The sequence below is a fragment of the Chitinophagaceae bacterium genome, from assembly GCA_016717285.1.
In the GTDB taxonomy this organism is placed as follows: domain Bacteria; phylum Bacteroidota; class Bacteroidia; order Chitinophagales; family UBA10324; genus JACCZZ01.
Map to the genome: position 1 here is coordinate 693,032 of JADKFU010000004.1, position 17,723 is coordinate 710,754.

Here is a 17,723-nt window from a genome sequence, read left to right on the forward strand (position 1 = left end):
CTTCCGCTCTATTTGTTTCCAAATAAACCCTGCAATGTCGATCAAAAAGGCAATTGTTCCCCTTCTGTCTGCGTGAGATTTCTGAATGTCTGAAGAATTTTTTCAAAGAGCGTGTCAGCGCTTTTATTGATGATCATTCTTCCATCCAGCTTATTCACGAGCGTGAGTTCTCCCATCGTTCCGGAAGTGAATACAATATCTGCATTGTACAATTCAGTAACAGAAATGTTTTTCTCCTTAACAGGAATTTGCATTTGGATAGCAAGCTGCAACACTTTTCCGCGTGTAATTCCCGGAAGACAGGCATCAGCACACGGTGTAAGCAGCACGCCATTTTTTATCATGAAAATGTTGCAGGAATTAGTTTCCGAAACAAAACCATAGTTGTCGAGCATCAACGCATCATCTGCGCCCGCGATGTTCGCTTCAATTTTTGCGAGGATGTTATTGATGAGATTATTATGATGAATTTTTGAATCAATATTCATGGGTGAATTTCTGCGAATGGAAGCCGTAACAAGCGAGATTGCTTCATTTCCGTACACCGGTTTTTTCCATTCAGCCAGCACAATCAGCGTGCATCCTTTTTGATTTAACCGGGGATCCATACCGCTGGTAATTTTTTCGCCGCGAGTGAGCGTAAGCCGGATGTGTGCTCCATCGCGCATGCCATTTGCCTGCAGGGTTTCAAAAAGGGCTTGCTTGATTTGTTCTTTGGAAGGAATATTTTGAAACAACATCGAATGGGCACTTTCCTGCAGACGTGTAAGATGTTCGTTCAGACAGAAAATTTTTCCATCATATACACGAATGCCTTCCCATACCGCATCACCACCCTGCACTGAAGAATCGAACACGGAAACTTTAGCATCCTTGCGCGGCAATAATTTTCCGTTGATGGAAATTAAAATGTTTTCGTTTTGTGAATTGAATTGCTGCTGCATGCATTTGAAATTTAGTTAACTACAGTTTTTACGTATGGCGAAATTACCAAAATCAACATCAGCACTTGTTTAACATGCTAACAAAATGCTTTCAAATTATGGAGGGTTAGTTTGTAAACAGTCAATAGAAGAAAAAGAATTAAAATTTATTTTCTATTCAAACATCATCTGATTCACCATCAAAATAATAGCAACCGACGCTTTAATTTGTTTTCAGGAATATTTGTTTTTTTTATTCGCTAAAGCCACCTAACTTCAAAATAGTTTTCGTGCAAATCCGGTTGAACCCGGAAGATCTAAATCACTTTCCAAATTAAAACCCAAACTCATCCAATGAGAAACAAAACTACCCTGCTCCAAAATGTGACAGCGTCCAATATTAAAGCTGCGATGCCATGCAGAAACATTTCAAAATTATTTATTGCCATTACTTTATCGATGCCACTTTCGATGAGGGCACAAAATACTTTTCCTGCAAACGGTAATGTAGGAATTGGAACTGCTACACCATCCGCTAACCTGCAAATAAAACCCAGCCAGGCGAATGCTGTTCAGATTGGAAACTATGGAGCCGCAGCAGGTAATACCGGTGAATTACGATTTACAGAATTACCTGCCAATGGCACGAATTACGTGGGCTTTAAAGCACCGGATGCTATCGGTAACAGCAATACGGCGATATGGACATTGCCTAACAAAGATGGATCGTCAGGTCAGGTACTTTCCACCAATGGAGTTGGTGTATTGAGTTGGGTTACCGGAGGATCTACCAAAAAACTTGATAACTTAAGTAATGTCGCCGTTAATCAATCGCTGATACCGAAGAATAACAATGCTATCGATCTTGGTTCTGCTGCACTTGTATGGAGAAACGGATATTTCGGTGGCAATGTAGGCATCGGAACGGTTGCTCCTGCTGCTAAACTGGATGTAACAGGCGATGCAAAAATCAGTGGTTTCCTTAACGGAATATCAGTTGGACTGGGTGGTAATGGCGAAGTTTCTAATACGGCAGTTGGATACAAGGCGCTTTTTTCCAACACGACCGGAAATTCAAATGTAGCGAACGGATACAATGCATTGCTGTCGAATACCACCGGAGCTGGACTTACCGCTTCAGGATATTATGCGCTGGCAATCAATACGACCGGAAAAAACAATTCAGCTTATGGATACGCTGCTCTGGGTTCCAACAAAAGCGGAAACGGGAACACCGCAGTAGGCTTTGGCGCAGACGTAGGAGTTGATGAATTAACCAATGCAACAGCAATTGGAAATGGAGCTATTGTAGATGCCAGTGACAAAGTTCGCATTGGCGATGCGTCCGTTTCAAGTTATAGTTGCCAGGTTGACTGGACTTCCGGAAGCGATGCACGTATAAAGGATAATGTACAGGAAAATGTGCCCGGCTTAGCATTCATAGCAGCATTGCGCCCTGTTACCTTTCATTACAATGTTTCTAAGCAAAATAAATTGATGGGCATTACAGACGATGCACAATGGGAAGGTAAGAATGATATTGAAAAAATTGCTTTCACAGGATTTATTGCACAGGATGTAGATGCCGCAGCGCAAAAAATTGGTTATGATTTCAGTGGCGTTGATAAAAGCGGAATGGTGATGGGACTGCGTTATGCGGAGTTTGTTGTGCCCTTGACCAAAGCAGTGCAGGAGTTGAATTTGGTGCAGAACGGATTACAGGTGGAGAATACTAATCTCCATTCAAAAATTGATGCACAGCAAAAACAAATTGATGAATTAAAAACCCAGGTGGGCCAATTACTTTCCGCTCTGCCGTCCACTTCAACAACAATTGATGGCGCCGCAAAAATTTCATTCGAAACAGAAAATGCTTCACCACTGCTCGGCCAGAATATTCCCAATCCATTTGATAACAGCACGGTGATTCCATTCAGAATTCCGAAAGGATGTAACAGTGCATCGATTGTGATTACCGCATCAGCAACCGGAAAAATTGCGATAGCTATTCCCGTAAGTTGCGATCAGTCGCATGTTTTGATTGATGCGGGTTCATTGGTTTCGGGCGGTTATCAATACACCTTGTACATTGATGGAAAAATATTTGAAACGAGGCAGATGATTTTAAACAAATAAAATCAGCGAAACAAAATCATCCTTTGCAGGAATGGAACTTGTAGGGGATTTTCATTTTGCCTGCCTGATTACTCAAGCAAATATTAAATTCGAAGCCGGCATTCTCAGGGCCGGCTTCGTGTTTGTTATCAATGAAGATTATTCAATCACCAATTTTTGCGTAAGGATGTTTTGACCGCCAATGATTCTGACGAAATATATGCCAGCCGTCAATGATCTTACATCCAGATTAACAACCGTGCTTTGCAAATCAGCAATGCCTTGCGAAATTACTATACGACCGTTCACATCCATCAGTTCTATTCTTCCATTGCTTACAGCATCCGGCAGCATCAGTTCCACAGAAATTTGATCGCTTGCCGGATTCGGATAAACTTTTAAAGGGTTTTCCGTTACCATTTCACTTTCAAGTTTGCATGGCGAAGTGGTTGCTGTAAAAACCGGAGAAAATGCGGAGACTACGGTTCCTGCAACATCACAAACGGTTCTGATCTTAAAATCAAAACTTGTATTGCATGCGAGGTTCTTAATATTCTTTGAGGTTTTGTCACCGGCTACAAATACGACTTTCCAATTGCTGGCTGCCGATGATTTTTTCCGCCACAGTTCATATTGGACTGCGCCCGGTACAGCGTCCCAGCTTACTTTAATCGAAGCAGGAGTTATACTATTGAAGAAAATATTTGCGGAAGGTTCACATACAGGCACTGTTTCATCATTCAATCGGGCTGTAATGCCGCCTACTACAAAGATGCTGTTGAGATTCTTTCCAAATACCATCGAATTAGCATAACCACCGGAATTCGTGAGAGCCGTCCAGCCGTTGGTGCCATCATTATTCACTTTGCAAACGGCCATGTTAAACAGTGTTCCTGCTGCGAGATAAGCGTTGTTGTTGTTATCCAGCAATAACAAAGCATGAAGAAATAATGCCTGTGGGCCGTCAGCATCTAAATTGATCCACAATTGATTGCCGTTTTCATCAATCTTGAAAAAGGCAGCACCTGCACCTGCGTTCGGGTAGCCGCTGATAACTGCTTTATTATCTGTGCCGACTTCAATCTTGTTTCCGGACATTCCATAAACATGGTCCCAGAGTATATTTCCTGCATTGTCGAGCTTTTTAATTTCTGTAGTTCCATTGAAAACATATTCAGTGTGCACCACATAAGAGTTTCCAAATGTGTCGCCGGCTACATCGCCCACTGTCAGGCTGAATACAAGCGGCAGGCTCCAGATTTTATTTCCGTCAAGATCAATTTTTGAATAGCCGTTTACACTTCCAAAGGCGGAACGTCCTGCAATCACAATTTTATTATCAGGCGAAAACTTGAAATTGATGGCAACACCAATTCCGTCTGAGTCGAAGTAAGACCATAATGCTGTGCCGTTGGGTTTAAATTTTTTCACCTTGGTTACATAACCCGCGGGACCGCTTCCCATTCCTAAAACGTAGATGTTATTGTTTGCATCTACCAGGCATTTCCTGGTGGAAGAACCGTCGAAGCTGCTTTCATACACATTGCGCCACAGTAAATTGCCGGCAGCGTTAAACTTCATTACGATACTCGCTGCTTCAACCGGATTTGAAAAACCTGACATGGAAGTGCCTGTTACAATGATGTTGCCATTGTTGTCGCAGGTGATCCAGGAAGCACGCTCCCACTTGGTGTTGTCGGTTTGATTGTAACTGGTTACCCAGATAAAATTACCATCTGCATCACGCTTGGTGATTTTCATTTCATCACCGAGGTTGGATTCATAATCTACGGTGTAAACATTATTGCTGGCGTCCACTGCGATGGCATTGCCGCGAGTAGGCTGTTCCCAAGCAACAGTTACCTGGCTGATTGAATTGAATGGCAGCAAAAGGAGGAGGAGAAACAGGTACGGTTTCATTTTTTCATTTTTTAGTGAAATAATTGCGAACACCCTGAAAGTGGCATTCCCCCGCAAAATTCGGAGAAAGGGAAGTTCCGATAAATGACATTTGTAATTAGCTGATATGATTTTTATCAGGCGCAAGAACTCATGCAACAGCACCATTTCTATGTTGCCGGTAGTAAATCAAGGCCTGTCATGCAAGGAGCTCAGATACAGGACTAATTGTGCTGTATAGTTTTCAGGATGGTCAGCATTTCATCCTTCCTATCATTGGCATATGATACGCGAAGCGCATTTTTAAAAACGCCGTCGTCTTTCCAATACAAAATACCGGAACTGACGGACCATACATCATTGTAAAATAAAATACCAACTGTTTGTCCGTTTTGGGTGAAATCAAGACGAAAGGGAAGAATGGTCAGCATATCGCCTACAGAAATGGAATCAATGGTTTCATCAACAAGAGTATCACCAAAATCAAAATATTGAAGTCCGTTGGTATAGGAATAGAAGAAATGAGTGCGTGTATCGTCTCTTAACTTATCAAACGTTCCACCTTCAAAACCCTGCATATATCCACCATCATAATAACGGGGAAACTGAATGGTATAATCCCATTTGAACTTTTCAGATTTCCAGGCGGATTGCTGTTGAAGTTCGGTGGAGTCGTTCATGATAACTTCATCTTTCTTGCAGGAAAGCAATAAGAATAGTAATGGCACAATGAGGAGCAGTTGTTTCATACATCATTTTTCAGCCTAATGACATTTCTTAAACGAACAGCGTTGCACGATACATTTTATAGGGTCAATGATTTCCCTTTTCAGAAATTCTTTTGCTGATCACTTCTTTCCGAATCCCGGACCTTTTACAAACCTGCCGGGCAATGCATCGGTAAATTTTCCTTCTTCCAATACGGGTTTTCCGTTTACAAAAACATCGTCCATACCCGTTGCATATTGCCGCGGGTTTTGAAAGGTTGCATGATCCTGAATAGCATTAGGATCGAAGATTAAAATATCGGCGTAGTAACCCACTGCAAGCATTCCACGCTTTTGCAGTTTCAGGTTTTGCGCAGGCAATGAAGTCATTTTACGTATTGCTTCCTGAAGTGAAAACAATTTTTGATCGCGCGACCATTTCGTGATCACCCGCGTAAAATTCCCGTAAGCACGCGGATGGCAATTTGATTTGAAGAAAACAGAATCATCAGAATAACTTGCTTCATCACTGCCGAAACTCATCCAGGGCATCACCGCTTCTTTACGCAAATTGTCTTCACTCATTACAAAAAAGATGGCACCGGTTGCATCACGGTCTTCAATAACCAGGTCAAGCAATGTTTCCTGCGGTGTTTTATTTCTGATATGTGCCACTTCGGAGAGTGATTTTCCCTGAAATTTTTTTAATGAATCATTTGAAAACGATGCCAGCAAAATTGAATCAGGTGATTTTACATTCTGATAAAAATTATCCCATTCATTGGTGGGTGTATTCATTTCCTTAATCACCCTTGACCTTAGTTTGGCGTCTTTCAGTCGCAGGATCAGTGAATCAACTCCGCCTGATTGTACCCATGGAGGAAGACAGGCATAAAGTCCTGTTCCCCCGGCGGTATAATTATACATGTCGGCTGTGATTTGTAATCCTGCAGCACGTGCATCCTCCACCTTTTTAATTATGGCGTCACATTTATTCCAGTTATTATAACCCGCTTGTTTGAAGTGATAGATTTCTGCGGGCACATTCGCTTCGCGCGCAATACGAATCAATTCATTCACTGCGCTGTCAATCGTATTGCCTTCGTTGCGCATGTGAGAAATATACATGCCATTGTATTCGCCGGCAGCTTTGCAAAGCGCAATCAGTTCTTCCGTACTGGCATAAGTGGCAGGTGAATAAATAAGTGATGAACCGACACCCAATGCTCCTTCGCGCATCGCTTCCCGAACAAGATCGCGCATGCGGTTAAGTTCTTCAGGTGTTGCTGCCCGATCGGTAAAACCTACTTCGTGAATTCGGACAGTAGTAGCACCAATAAATGAAGACACATTGCAGGCAATACCTTTCTTCTCCAGAAAATTCAGGTATTCACCGAGCGTAGTCCATTCAATAGGATATTTGATGTCTGCTTCTTCTCTCAGATTTTGCGCCTTCATGGAATCATTGAGTGGTCCCATGCTCCAACCTTCTCCCATTATTTCAGTCGTAACGCCCTGCAGGATATCACTTTTTGAATGGCCATTTTTTATCAAGGATTCGTTTGCCCAACTGAGCATGTTGATGAAGCCGGGAGTAACTGCTCTGCTTTTGGCATCAATTTCTTTCGTTCCCGTAGCATTGCTGAGATCGCCGATGAAAGCAATTGTGTCGGCATTTACTGCGATGTCGGCGCGAACAGGTTCTTCGCCGCTTCCATCATAGATGATTCCATTGCGGATAATGAGGTCATATTTTTTTGATGTGCAGGAAGCAAGAAAAATAATTGCAGTGAAAAGAAAGATGAAGTTTTTCATATCAACAAGGTAGAGGAATTTTTTTATCGATGAATGGTTTACCATCTCTCTTTTGTTCTGCACAGGATCTTATCCGAAAGCCATTGTCCGCAGCGAGGATTTGCTGAATGGTGAAGTGATTTACACTACTATATTTGTGAGGATATGAATTTATAACATTGTATTCTTCGCTACCTTCAATTTCTTCGGATAATCTGTATTGTAATTCAATCCACGACTTTCTTTGCGTGCAATGGAAGAGCGGATGATCAGGTAACCAATATTAACCAGGTTACGCAACTCGCAGAGTTCGGGAGATACCACCGTACGTTGATAGAGTTCTTCTGTTTCACGGTAGATCAATTCCAATCTTTCAAAGGCACGCTTCAGTCGTAAGTTCGAACGTACAATGCCAACATAATTGCTCATCATGTCCTGCACTTCCTGCCGTGTGAAAGTGATCAATACCATTTCTTCAGGATTGAAAGTGCCTTCCGCATTCCACTTCGGAATTTTTTCTTTGAAAGGAATTTTAGCAACTTTTTCACCGCATCCAAATAGGCACGATGAGAAAAAACCATTGCTTCAAGCAAGGAGTTGGAAGCAAGTCTGTTGGCGCCATGCAATCCGGTGCAGGCGCATTCACCGCAGGCATATAAATTTTTGATAGAGCTTCTTCCCCATTCATCCGTTTTTATGCCACCGCATAAATAGTGCGCGGCAGGCACTACCGGAATCATATCTTTCATAATATCAATGCCGATCGAAAGGCATTTCTCATAAATATTCGGGAAGTGCTCAATGAATTTTTTCTTATCAAGATGCCGGCAGTCGAGCATCACATAATCATCGCCGCGCTTTTTCATTTCATTGTCGATAGCGCGGGCTACGATATCGCGTGGCGCCAGTGATTTACGCTTGTCATATTTCTGCATGAATTCTTTTCCATCTACCGTTCTCAGTATCGCACCAAATCCGCGAATGGCTTCCGTGATCAGATAGGAAGGATATTCTCCGGGATGATACAAAGCCGTCGGATGAAACTGGTAGAATTCCATGTCCTGTACTTTTCCTTTTGCACGGTAGAGCATGGCGATGCCATCACCTGTTGCAATAATCGGATTCGTAGTGTTCCGGTACACATGTCCGGCACCACCGGTAGCAAGCAAGGTGATGCGTGAAAGCAGCGTCTCTGTTTTTTTAGTTTTTGTATTCAATACATACACGCCATAGCATTCAATGTTTTTAGTGCGGCGCGTTACCTCAATGCCGAGGTGATGTTGCGTGATGATGTCAATGGCAAAATAATGTGTGAACAATTCAATATTCGGATGCCGTTGAATCTGTTTCAGCAATGTGCGTTCAATTTCAAAACCGGTGTTGTCTTTATGGTGCAATACACGGTGCTCGCTGTGTCCGCCTTCCCTTCCCAAATCATATTCGCCCTCTTCATTCTTATCGAAATGCGCGCCCCAGTCAATCACTTCCTTCACACGCAGCGGACCTTCCTTCACTACAATCTCCACAATCTTTTTATCACACAATCCTGCGCCGGCGTCCAATGTATCGGCGATGTGTTTTTTATAAGAATCTTCTTCAAAGTCCCAGACTGCCGCCACACCACCCTGTGCATATTTGGTATTTGACTCATCTTCCGATGCTTTGGTGATGATACAGACGGTTCCATACTTCGCAACTTTTAACGCATAGGTGAGTCCGGCGATTCCGGAACCGATAATGAGGAAGTCGTACTTTTTCATGGGTGCAAGATAAATGAAAGTGAGAGGATGATAGTTAACATGATAGCGAGAAAAAGGTTGATGACTGATGAAGATTCAGCGGTTTTTCTATTTTACCGAAGCCGGTTTAAAAGTGCTGATCATCAAATGCAGTAATTTCGTTCATTCATTTTCGATCACCTTCTATTTATCATCTTGAAGATTTCATGGGTTTAGAAAGCAAATGGAGGCAGCGTTGATTCTAATTGATTAAATTATTCTATGTTAAGCAATCAAATCCCCCATAATTTTGAAAGGCTTAACCAATAATCTCCATGCTAAGGTTTCTCTTCTTTTAGGATTGATTGGTCTTTTGGGACTATTAACCCTGAATTTCTACTTAGCATCAGTTTATGTTAATGCAGACGGTAAGACACAAGCCTTGTTTGGAATTATAGAATTAGAGAATGAGATTTATAAATACATAATAGGCATCGGGGTAACCATTGCGATCGTGATGGATATCATAGCATACTTTAAAAAAGAATCTGGAAATTGGATCATGGCAGCGATGGTGACTTGCCTGATTACATTTATTTGCATATTCCTTAGTATTTGGAAAGCGATGATTTGATAACCCTACAAGTCTGCTGTATTGAATTACCAGCAAACCAAGTCTTGACCTATCCTTTCCAAAATACCTAAAACAATTCGATTATAGCCACGCAATCTCCTTACTCCGCAGGCGATAAAAAATATTATGCGAAAGTGGGTGCTTATACCATCAGAACACAAATGCGATAGATAGAAGAAACGATAATCTATAAAATCATGAATGGACCTCTTGAATTTCCTTTTTCAGATATTTAAGCGTTTCCTGCATCCACTTCATTGTATTTCCTGACAAGTCAAGAAATTGACCCTCTTTAATTCTCCATGCCATTGAAAAGTGAATATCTTTGAATTTGGAAGAAAATGAAAGTTCAGGTTTAACCTCAAAAGATTCTGTGGTCGTTGCAGTGAAAGCTTCATATGTATCAGGCGTTTTTTCAATCTCATCAATTAAGTGAAAATGCCAATGCGGTTGACCATGATTTTGGACTTTCAAGGAATATTCTGCACGAAAAATCATGGTAATTTGATCCTCTCTTTCTCCTAAGAAAAATCTTAAAGAAACATCATGTGGTTCTGCCTCTTTTGTTGATGAAAATTTCATAGTAACACCAATCCAATAAATCCATCGCTTATCGGTTTGCTGCTCAAACTTTTTAATGAAAAAGGGAACTATCCATTCAGCATTATTATATCTAAGAGCAAATTGCGAGTGAGCAATTGAATAAAAGTTGCCAGACGCCTCAAATTTTAATTCAGAAGAATCGTAAATATCCGACAAGATATTACGCAAAAATTTTTCAAACTCGGTTAATAAGAAGGTGGGATACCTATTAGCCATAGAAAACTTTATCTGTTAATTTTTCTAACCGACCACGTACATCATTTCCATAGTCTCCTAAAGAAAGCAATTTGCCAATATCTATAAGTTCACCTTTAACTTTTGGGTTAATCGAATTGTCAAAAAGATTTGGTAATGGCATGTCATTGATAAATTTAGAAGATAGATAGTAACTCCCACTCATAATTTGCTTCGAAACACCCTTTAATAGATCATTAACTATATTCATGGAAAGAACAGCAATATAGGCGTGTCCGATATTTATTGATTGAGCGAGCTCTTTGGATAGCCAAGCATGACTTCGCTCTGCAACAAAGATACCCTCTACATCAAAAGCAAATGAACCAGCTAATCCAAATTCCTTTGATACAATTTTGGGAGAAGAATCCAATTGCCAATTTCGATGTTCACTTAACCGCCAGTAATTTAGAATAGATTTACGAGCACGCGTGGAAAGCCTGTCTACGTATTCTGAAAATTTTATACTATAAAAAGTGGGTACTGCACTTTTTAGTTCGTTTTCGTTTTTGATTGCGTTTTTTCCTTCCGCGTAAAAAATGTAAGCATTATCATTAAGAGAGCCAAAATGAATAGAATCATTAGTAATTACTGGACGAAAATATTTCTGTTCTCGCTTTAGCAGCGATTCGTAGAATATTTTATCGATAATAAATGCCTTATTTAGACCAGTCCTGACTCCTTGTTTTATTTCAAATAAATCTTTAACTTTTGGCATCCCATTTAGCTTTTCAATTAATTGGTATGCAGCAAAGTCTATCGGAGTCCAATTTTTGTTATTAAGTTGGGGTATATAATAAAAACTGAAATTATTCCCAGGTAAAATAAATGGTTGTGGCGCTGATAAAATTGAAGTAATTTTTCTTAGTTCCCTCAGTCCGGAAGCATAGCCATCTGGCGAATTATCACTCCACATCAATTGAATGGGTTTATCAGTGTTTAGTGAAGTGGATATTAAAATGGATGGCGCTGATATTGCTTCTTCAAATACAGAGTGGTCTCCTAATTTTCCTAAGAAATCGATATGCATTCGGACGGACAATTCATTTCTTAATTTAATAAATGAATCGGCCTCTAAGATGGAGCTTGGTACAATACATCCTATCCGGCCACCGTAATTCAAACTATTTGCAGCCTTCCATAAAAATGCACCGGCCATATTAGGTCGCCCTTTAAAATTATCTTGAAGTATTTCGATCACTGCTTCTTTCTCACTTTCTCCCATGTTTTCCCATGAAATAAAAGGTGGATTCATTAAGATAATATCGGAAGAAACGTCCCAAGAATCACTTTTAGTCAGGGCGTTTTTTTTGAATAGTTCAACTGTGATTCGAGATGGATTTATTGCAGCTTGCTTTTCAAAGCATATAGAAAAGTTAGCTAAGTCGATTGCCGCCTGTGAAATATCCCATCCAATTAGTTTTATCTTCCCGCTATATCCTGTTAAGTTTAGTTGACGCAATATTTCTTTTAGAAATTCTCCAGAGCCTACAGCGGGGTCAAGAATAGTTATTTGATGTTTTTCCTTTAATTCAAATCCTCTTAGCACCTCCTCCACGATTGATCTAACTATAGAAGTCGGAGTATAATGAGAACTAAATGTAGGAGAAAACTTATGTCCCTTGATAGCAGATGGCATAAATTCCGGGAATTGTAGTTGTGATGGAAAAACAGATTCAAAATGTGCTTCTTGAAAAATTTGACCCGCAGCATGACGAAGTAAAATTTCAATCTTCGGTTTGATTTTAAGAGAGGGTATCCCTTCATCTATTTGATCCATAATTTGGTTCCATATAGTCCTGTTTAGTTCTTTGGCACTACTTATAGCTTTATCACTTAATCCCCATTTCATTTTATTGATGTTAGTGAGAGAAGCATTATCCTCATAAGAGGCAAATACACACAAAAGAGCGTTCAATGATTCCTCTCCCTTTTTATCTCTAAGAGAAGCTCTGATTTGTCTATATAAGCTAAGCGATAAATTTATGCTGTCTTTAGTAGTATCTACCCTTTGTTTAGCGATGTAATCATTGAACGATTCAATATCATTGACAACCCTGCTAACCTCTAACTCATCTGTCGCTGAAAATTTATCCCACCGAAAAAGTTTCAATTTACTCCCTTTGATGGAGATGTAGTGTCCAACATTAGCAGACCAAGCATATGAGCGACAGTTAATCGGGTCTTCTTCTGTATAATCAACGCAAAAATTTCCTCCTTTCCCATTCAATAAAACATATTTCTCGTGTTGATGTTTTTTTTGAAAAAGGGATTGAGGAAAATAGCCAAGCTTTTTCCTCCATGTATTTATATCTAACGAGAATTGGAACATACGGGTAAAAGATTAGTATTCAAGATTATTTGGATAAAGGCAAAAAATTCCTATATTTGCTTATTCTGGCAAAAAAGCAAAGGAAACTTGATAAGAAAAAGAAATAAAAGAGAATAGCGGGAACTATTCCCTTTTAACAAAAGTAAAAAAATATAGTAACAAAGGGCTGTAAGATTACAGCCCTTTGTTTTTATAGTATTGGGCTAAATATTTTTAGCATTTTCGACGAAATATTTGTTTTCCAATGTTTGACGTTGTATATTTGTTGTCTAACATTGTAAACATGGAAACAACCTTAGCTATTAGAATCTCAAACGATCTAAAAAAATCTCTCCAAAAATTAGCCGTTTCAGACCATAGAAAGTTAAGTGATTATGTAAGAATACAACTTGAAAGACTTGTTGAATCTCAAAAAGGGAAGAAATGAAAGATACAATTACAATAGCACAGTTTAGGGAACGGTTCCCGCAGATGAAGCTTGCTTCAGATATTCATACCGCAAACGTCCTACTGAGATGTTCGATATTCTTTTGGAGAAACTCGTTTAGAACGCTCTCCCTTCGCTATTCTTTCGAAATCTTCTTTGTGATTAGGATTTAATTCCTTCCCATTAATATATTTTTCATAGCCCTCGGTAAGTTCTTCAATTGACTTCCTTACCTGTTTTCGTTTTACCTTTTTGGTCATATCCCAAAGTTATACCGAAATATACAATTTGTTTAAAAAATAAACGAAATGGCTATTTTTTATGAGGGCTAAAACTCACTCAATCACTTATGTATTATTTCTAATTTTACTTCTCTGCACTTGTGTCCTGATGGGATAAGCGTGCGAAAGTGACCTTCATTATCAACAGGTTATGCAGCCGCCTTCAAAAATTTCTCCCCTTTTCCTTGTTTCTCTCACTTAACCACCTACCTTTGCGATCCCAATTTTTAACCCGCATAAAAACCTGACTCTGTGAATACGTTAAGTTACCGTACCAAACATGCCAACGATCAAACCGTGAAGCACGATTGGATCCTGATTGATGCCAATGGCCAGACACTCGGCCGCGTATCCACCAAGATCGCCTCTTTATTAATTGGCAAACACAAGCCCTACTTCACTACGCACGTGGATTGTGGCGATCACGTAGTAGTGATCAATGCAGAAAAAGTTCGCCTTACCGGCAAAAAGATGACTGATAAGGTGCTTGTTACCTATACCGGTTATCCTGGTGGAAAAAGAGAAACAACACCTGAACAATTACTGGTTAAAACCTACTTACCTGCTCGAGGAAGCTGTTCGCGGCATGCTGCCAAAAACGCGTCTCGGTCGCGCCATGTTTAGCAAACTGCATGTGTTTGCCGGTGAAAAACATGACCACGAAGCACTAAAACCCAAGCTTTCTAAATAATTCCCATTCTCACTCATCAATAATCATTCATACAAAGTGGAAAAAATTAACTCCATAGGCAGAAGAAAAGAAGCGTCGGCCCGCGTGTACATCATGCCCGCTACCGGTGATTCTAAAATTGTGGTGAACGGTAAAGATTATACCGACTATTTCCCGCAACGCATCTTTCAGCAGGTTGTAGAACAGCCCTTCAAATTGCTTGACCTTAACGGCAAGTACGATGTAATTGTAAATGTTGCCGGCGGTGGTGTTAAAGGCCAGGCCGAAGCCATTCGCCTTGGCATCTCCCGATCGCTGGTTAAAATAAATCCTGAATACAAGGCGACACTGAAACCATTGAAATTGCTAACACGCGATCCGAGAGCTGTGGAACGCAAAAGCCGGGACGCAAAAGGCCCGCAAACGCTTCCAGTTCAGCAAACGTTAATCTCATCACCGTACAAAATTCCGAATCCGCATCATGGAACAAATTCAATATAAACAATTGCTTGAAGCAGGTGTACACTTTGGTCACCTGAAGAAAAAATGGAACCCTAAGATGATGCCCTACATTTTTATGGAGCGCAAAGGGATTCATATCATCGACCTGAATAAAACACTCGAATCGCTGGAAGAAACAGCAGCGGCCATGCGTCAGATTGCCCGCAGCGGTAAGAAAATTCTTTTTGTTGCCACTAAAAGCAGGCAAAGGAAATTGTAGCCGAAGCAGCACAGCGCGCCGGAATGCCTTATGTAACGGAACGTTGGTTGGGAGGAATGTTGACCAATTTTTCCACGATCCGCAAATCTATCAAGAAGATGCAGGGCATCGAAAAGATGCTGACGGATGGCACACTGGAAAATATCACTAAGAAAGAACGCCTCCGTTTGATGCGCGATAAAGCCAAGCTGGAAAAAGTGCTCGGTGGTATCGCCGGCCTCAACCGTTTGCCTGCTGCCATCTACCTTGTAGATATCATGCACGAACATATCTCTCTGGCTGAAGCCAAGAAGCTTAATATTCAAACCATCGGAATGGTAGACACCAACAGCGATCCTACGCAGGTTGACTTTGCTATTCCCGCCAATGACGATGCTACCAAATCCATCGCCATTGTAACCAATTATCTCACCCAGGCGCTTATCGAAGGATTGGAAGAACGCCAGAAGGACAAAGAAGCACTTGACGCTGCACAAGATGACGACGAGAGTGCAGAATTGAGACGCGAATTTAACATGGGTGAAGATGAGGAAGAACGCGAAAAACGTGGTGGACCGAAGAAAGGTGGTAGAACTGCCGGTGGTGGTGGTGGAGGAAGGACTCCGGCAGGAGGAAAAACTCCCGCAGGTGGTCCGAATCGCCGTCGTGGTCCGGCACGTCCTGCTCAGCGACCACAGCAGCGGCCGAAGTAAATAACCGGAAGGAGCATTTCTTCCTTCATCAAAACAAACCAATCGGGAAAGGATCAGCGGCTCAACATTCAGTTGCTGGTGAGATGGAACGAACACCTTATTGGTGGGAACCGAAACAATTTTTAATCATCAATTCAATTAAAAAAAATGGTAGAAATAAAAGCAGCAGACGTAAACAAACTTCGTCAGCAAACCGGTGCAGGACTGATGGATTGTAAGAAAGCACTTGTAGAATCTGAAGGTGATTTTGAAAAAGCCATCGATTATCTCCGTAAGAAAGGACAGAAGGTTTCAGCCCTTCGTTCTGACCGCGAAGCAAAAGAAGGCGTAGTGATCGCGATCGCGAATGGCTCCATGACACAAGGCGTTGTGCTGAACCTGAGTTGCGAAACTGATTTTGTAGCCAAGAATGAAGATTTCATGGCATTTGCAAGAGCCGCCGCGCAACTTGCATTGGATAACGGTATTGAATCCGCAGAGCAAATAGCCTCGCTTCCTTACCAGGGTGTTACCATCGGCGAAAAGGTAATTGAAATGGTAGGCAAGATTGGTGAGAAGATTGAAGTGCGTCGTGTAGAACGCCTGGAAGGTGAGTGCGTCGTTCCCTACATTCATTCTAATTATAAATTGGGTGTTTTGGTTGCTTTCAACCAGCCTGCTTCCGATGCTGTAACAGCTATTGGAAAAGATCTTGCGATGCAGGTTGCGGCCATGAATCCTGTTTCGGTAGATCAAACTACGGTGCCACAAAATGTAGTCGATCGCGAGTTGGACATTGCGCGTGAAAAAGCAAAAGCAGACGGCAAGCCTGATGCAATGATAGATAAAATAGCAGCTGGCGCTTTACAGAAATATTTTAAAGAGAACACACTGCTGAGCCAGGAATTTGTGAAGGATAATAAAAAGACCGTGACGGATGTGCTCAAAGGAATTGATAAAGAACTGAGAGTAATAGCCTTTAAGCGGGTGTCGCTTTCGAACTAAAAAAGAAAAGGAGAGAAATTCATTCTCTCCTTTTTTTATGTTTGTATGTTTCAATTAAAACGAAAATTGAAAATTGCGACTTCCCTTGATACAGATAAGATTAAAACCGACCACTACATTTTCTTGAATTACCGGTTTCGGTTTCAATCAGTAAAATGAATGAGCACCTGCTTTCCATTCCCTTATTATTTTGCTTTCAAGCCACCACCACATGAATAAATTTAAACGCATCATGCTCAAACTGTCCGGCGAATCGCTGATGGGCAAACAGGAATTCGGAATTGATCCAGACATGACTAACCTCTATGCGCGGGAAATAAAATCGGCTGTAGATGCGGGAGTACAGGTGGCCATTGTAATTGGCGGCGGAAATATTTACCGTGGCATGGATGCAGAGGAAGCTGGCATTGAGCGCGCGCAGGGCGATTATATGGGAATGCTTGCTACTGTAATGAATGGAATGGCTTTACAAAGTGTGCTGGAAAAATATGGTATCAATACACGCCTGATGTCAGCTATAAAGATGGAGCAGATCTGCGAGCCTTACATTCGTCGCCGGGCCATGCGACATCTTGAAAAAGGAAGAGTGGTAATTTTGGTGCAGGTACAGGAAACCCCTTTTTCACAACCGATACCGCCGCTTCACTGCGCGCTATTGAAACCGGTGCCGATGTATTGTTAAAAGGAACACGTGTGGATGGAATTTATACGGCTGATCCCGAGAAAGATCCCACCGCTACCAAATATGACACGCTAACTTTCAATGAAGCATATGAAAGAAAACTCAGCGTGATGGACATGACAGCGTTTACGCTTTGTCGGGAAAACAATTTGCCCATAATTGTATTTGATGTGAATACGCCGGGAAATTTACTGCGGTTGCTGCAGGGTGAGCAAATTGGAACGAGGGTTTCTTAAGGTGAAAGGCTTTAACGGACTAAAGTTCGTTATATCTGGAAGTTAACCCCTCCGATGCGTTGCTGAGCTAT

At 41.2% G+C, this 17,723-nt stretch carries 10 protein-coding genes and 5 pseudogenes; 8 read left to right on the forward strand and 7 right to left on the reverse strand.

All coding sequences use genetic code 11. The features are described from left to right. Window positions 1-41: 41 nt before the first annotated feature. The gene (locus tag IPO83_08075; protein ID MBK9731233.1) at window positions 42-944 is read right to left on the reverse strand and encodes an aminotransferase class IV; all 903 of its coding nucleotides are present in this window, start codon (window positions 942-944) and stop codon (window positions 42-44) included. A gap of 333 nt (window positions 945-1,277) precedes the next feature. Between IPO83_08075 and IPO83_08080 the strand changes: the two genes are divergently transcribed. After that, entirely contained in the window at window positions 1,278-3,059 is a 1,782-nt protein-coding gene (locus IPO83_08080) for a tail fiber domain-containing protein (protein MBK9731234.1), read from the forward strand. 138 nt (window positions 3,060-3,197) lie between these two features. Here the strand turns inward: IPO83_08080 and IPO83_08085 are convergent, their stop codons facing one another. The 4 genes and pseudogenes from IPO83_08085 to nadB all read right to left on the reverse strand — a co-directional run bounded on the left by IPO83_08085 (window position 3,198) and on the right by nadB (window position 9,198). Continuing rightward, window positions 3,198-4,958 carry a T9SS type A sorting domain-containing protein gene (locus IPO83_08085; GenBank protein ID MBK9731235.1) on the reverse strand — a complete coding sequence of 587 codons (1,761 nt, stop codon included), beginning with the start codon at window positions 4,956-4,958 and terminating at the stop codon, window positions 3,198-3,200. Between the two features lie 203 nt (window positions 4,959-5,161). Then, window positions 5,162-5,686 (reverse strand): hypothetical protein, encoded by a 525-nt coding sequence (locus IPO83_08090; GenBank protein ID MBK9731236.1) that lies wholly within the window; start codon window positions 5,684-5,686, stop codon window positions 5,162-5,164. A 99-nt stretch (window positions 5,687-5,785) separates the two neighbouring features. After that, window positions 5,786-7,459, reverse strand: coding sequence for a D-aminoacylase (locus tag IPO83_08095; protein ID MBK9731237.1), 1,674 nt, complete (start codon window positions 7,457-7,459; stop codon window positions 5,786-5,788). A 150-nt stretch (window positions 7,460-7,609) separates the two neighbouring features. Continuing rightward, window positions 7,610-9,198: pseudogene (gene nadB, locus IPO83_08100) on the reverse strand (L-aspartate oxidase). Window positions 9,199-9,466: 268 nt separating this feature from the next. Between nadB and IPO83_08105 the strand changes: the two are divergent. After that, the gene (locus IPO83_08105) at window positions 9,467-9,790 is read left to right on the forward strand and encodes a hypothetical protein (GenBank protein ID MBK9731238.1); all 324 of its coding nucleotides are present in this window, start codon (window positions 9,467-9,469) and stop codon (window positions 9,788-9,790) included. Between the two features lie 195 nt (window positions 9,791-9,985). Here IPO83_08105 and IPO83_08110 read toward each other — a convergent pair whose 3' ends face one another. Together IPO83_08110 and IPO83_08115 are read right to left on the reverse strand one after the other, a co-directional pair. Further along, window positions 9,986-10,609 (reverse strand): hypothetical protein, encoded by a 624-nt coding sequence (locus tag IPO83_08110; protein MBK9731239.1) that lies wholly within the window; start codon window positions 10,607-10,609, stop codon window positions 9,986-9,988. After that, window positions 10,602-12,959, reverse strand: a complete 2,358-nt coding sequence (locus IPO83_08115; GenBank protein MBK9731240.1) for an N-6 DNA methylase — start codon at window positions 12,957-12,959, stop codon at window positions 10,602-10,604. Before IPO83_08115 ends, IPO83_08110 begins: the two co-directional genes overlap by 8 nt. 283 nt (window positions 12,960-13,242) lie before the next feature. Here IPO83_08115 and IPO83_08120 point away from each other — a divergent pair, with 283 nt between their 5' ends. The 6 genes and pseudogenes from IPO83_08120 to IPO83_08145 all read left to right on the forward strand — a co-directional run bounded on the left by IPO83_08120 (window position 13,243) and on the right by IPO83_08145 (window position 17,652). Next, window positions 13,243-13,386, forward strand: coding sequence for a hypothetical protein (locus IPO83_08120; protein ID MBK9731241.1), 144 nt, complete (start codon window positions 13,243-13,245; stop codon window positions 13,384-13,386). Between the two features lie 533 nt (window positions 13,387-13,919). Further along, a pseudogene (gene rplM, locus IPO83_08125) lies at window positions 13,920-14,358 on the forward strand (50S ribosomal protein L13). Window positions 14,359-14,394: 36 nt separating this feature from the next. Further along, a pseudogene (rpsI, locus tag IPO83_08130) lies at window positions 14,395-14,785 on the forward strand (30S ribosomal protein S9). 33 nt (window positions 14,786-14,818) lie between these two features. Continuing rightward, window positions 14,819-15,750 (forward strand): annotated as a pseudogene (gene rpsB / locus IPO83_08135) (30S ribosomal protein S2). A gap of 147 nt (window positions 15,751-15,897) precedes the next feature. Beyond that, on the forward strand, window positions 15,898-16,734 hold the full coding sequence (locus IPO83_08140; GenBank protein ID MBK9731242.1) for an elongation factor Ts: 837 nt from the start codon (window positions 15,898-15,900) through the stop codon (window positions 16,732-16,734). 211 nt (window positions 16,735-16,945) lie between these two features. Beyond that, window positions 16,946-17,652: pseudogene (locus IPO83_08145) on the forward strand (UMP kinase). Window positions 17,653-17,723: the final 71 nt, after the last annotated feature.

What these genes read in the sequence shown, in the direction of transcription:
- IPO83_08075 (MBK9731233.1), bottom strand. Translation starts at nt 944, where the DNA reads ATGCAGCAGCAATTCAATTCACAAAACGAAAACATTTTAATTTCCATC.
- IPO83_08080 (MBK9731234.1), top strand. Translation starts at nt 1,278, where the DNA reads ATGAGAAACAAAACTACCCTGCTCCAAAATGTGACAGCGTCCAATATT.
- IPO83_08085 (MBK9731235.1), bottom strand. Translation starts at nt 4,958, where the DNA reads ATGAAACCGTACCTGTTTCTCCTCCTCCTTTTGCTGCCATTCAATTCA.
- IPO83_08090 (MBK9731236.1), bottom strand. Translation starts at nt 5,686, where the DNA reads ATGAAACAACTGCTCCTCATTGTGCCATTACTATTCTTATTGCTTTCC.
- IPO83_08095 (MBK9731237.1), bottom strand. Translation starts at nt 7,459, where the DNA reads ATGAAAAACTTCATCTTTCTTTTCACTGCAATTATTTTTCTTGCTTCC.
- IPO83_08110 (MBK9731239.1), bottom strand. Translation starts at nt 10,609, where the DNA reads ATGGCTAATAGGTATCCCACCTTCTTATTAACCGAGTTTGAAAAATTT.
- IPO83_08115 (MBK9731240.1), bottom strand. Translation starts at nt 12,959, where the DNA reads ATGTTCCAATTCTCGTTAGATATAAATACATGGAGGAAAAAGCTTGGC.
- IPO83_08120 (MBK9731241.1), top strand. Translation starts at nt 13,243, where the DNA reads ATGGAAACAACCTTAGCTATTAGAATCTCAAACGATCTAAAAAAATCT.
- IPO83_08140 (MBK9731242.1), top strand. Translation starts at nt 15,898, where the DNA reads ATGGTAGAAATAAAAGCAGCAGACGTAAACAAACTTCGTCAGCAAACC.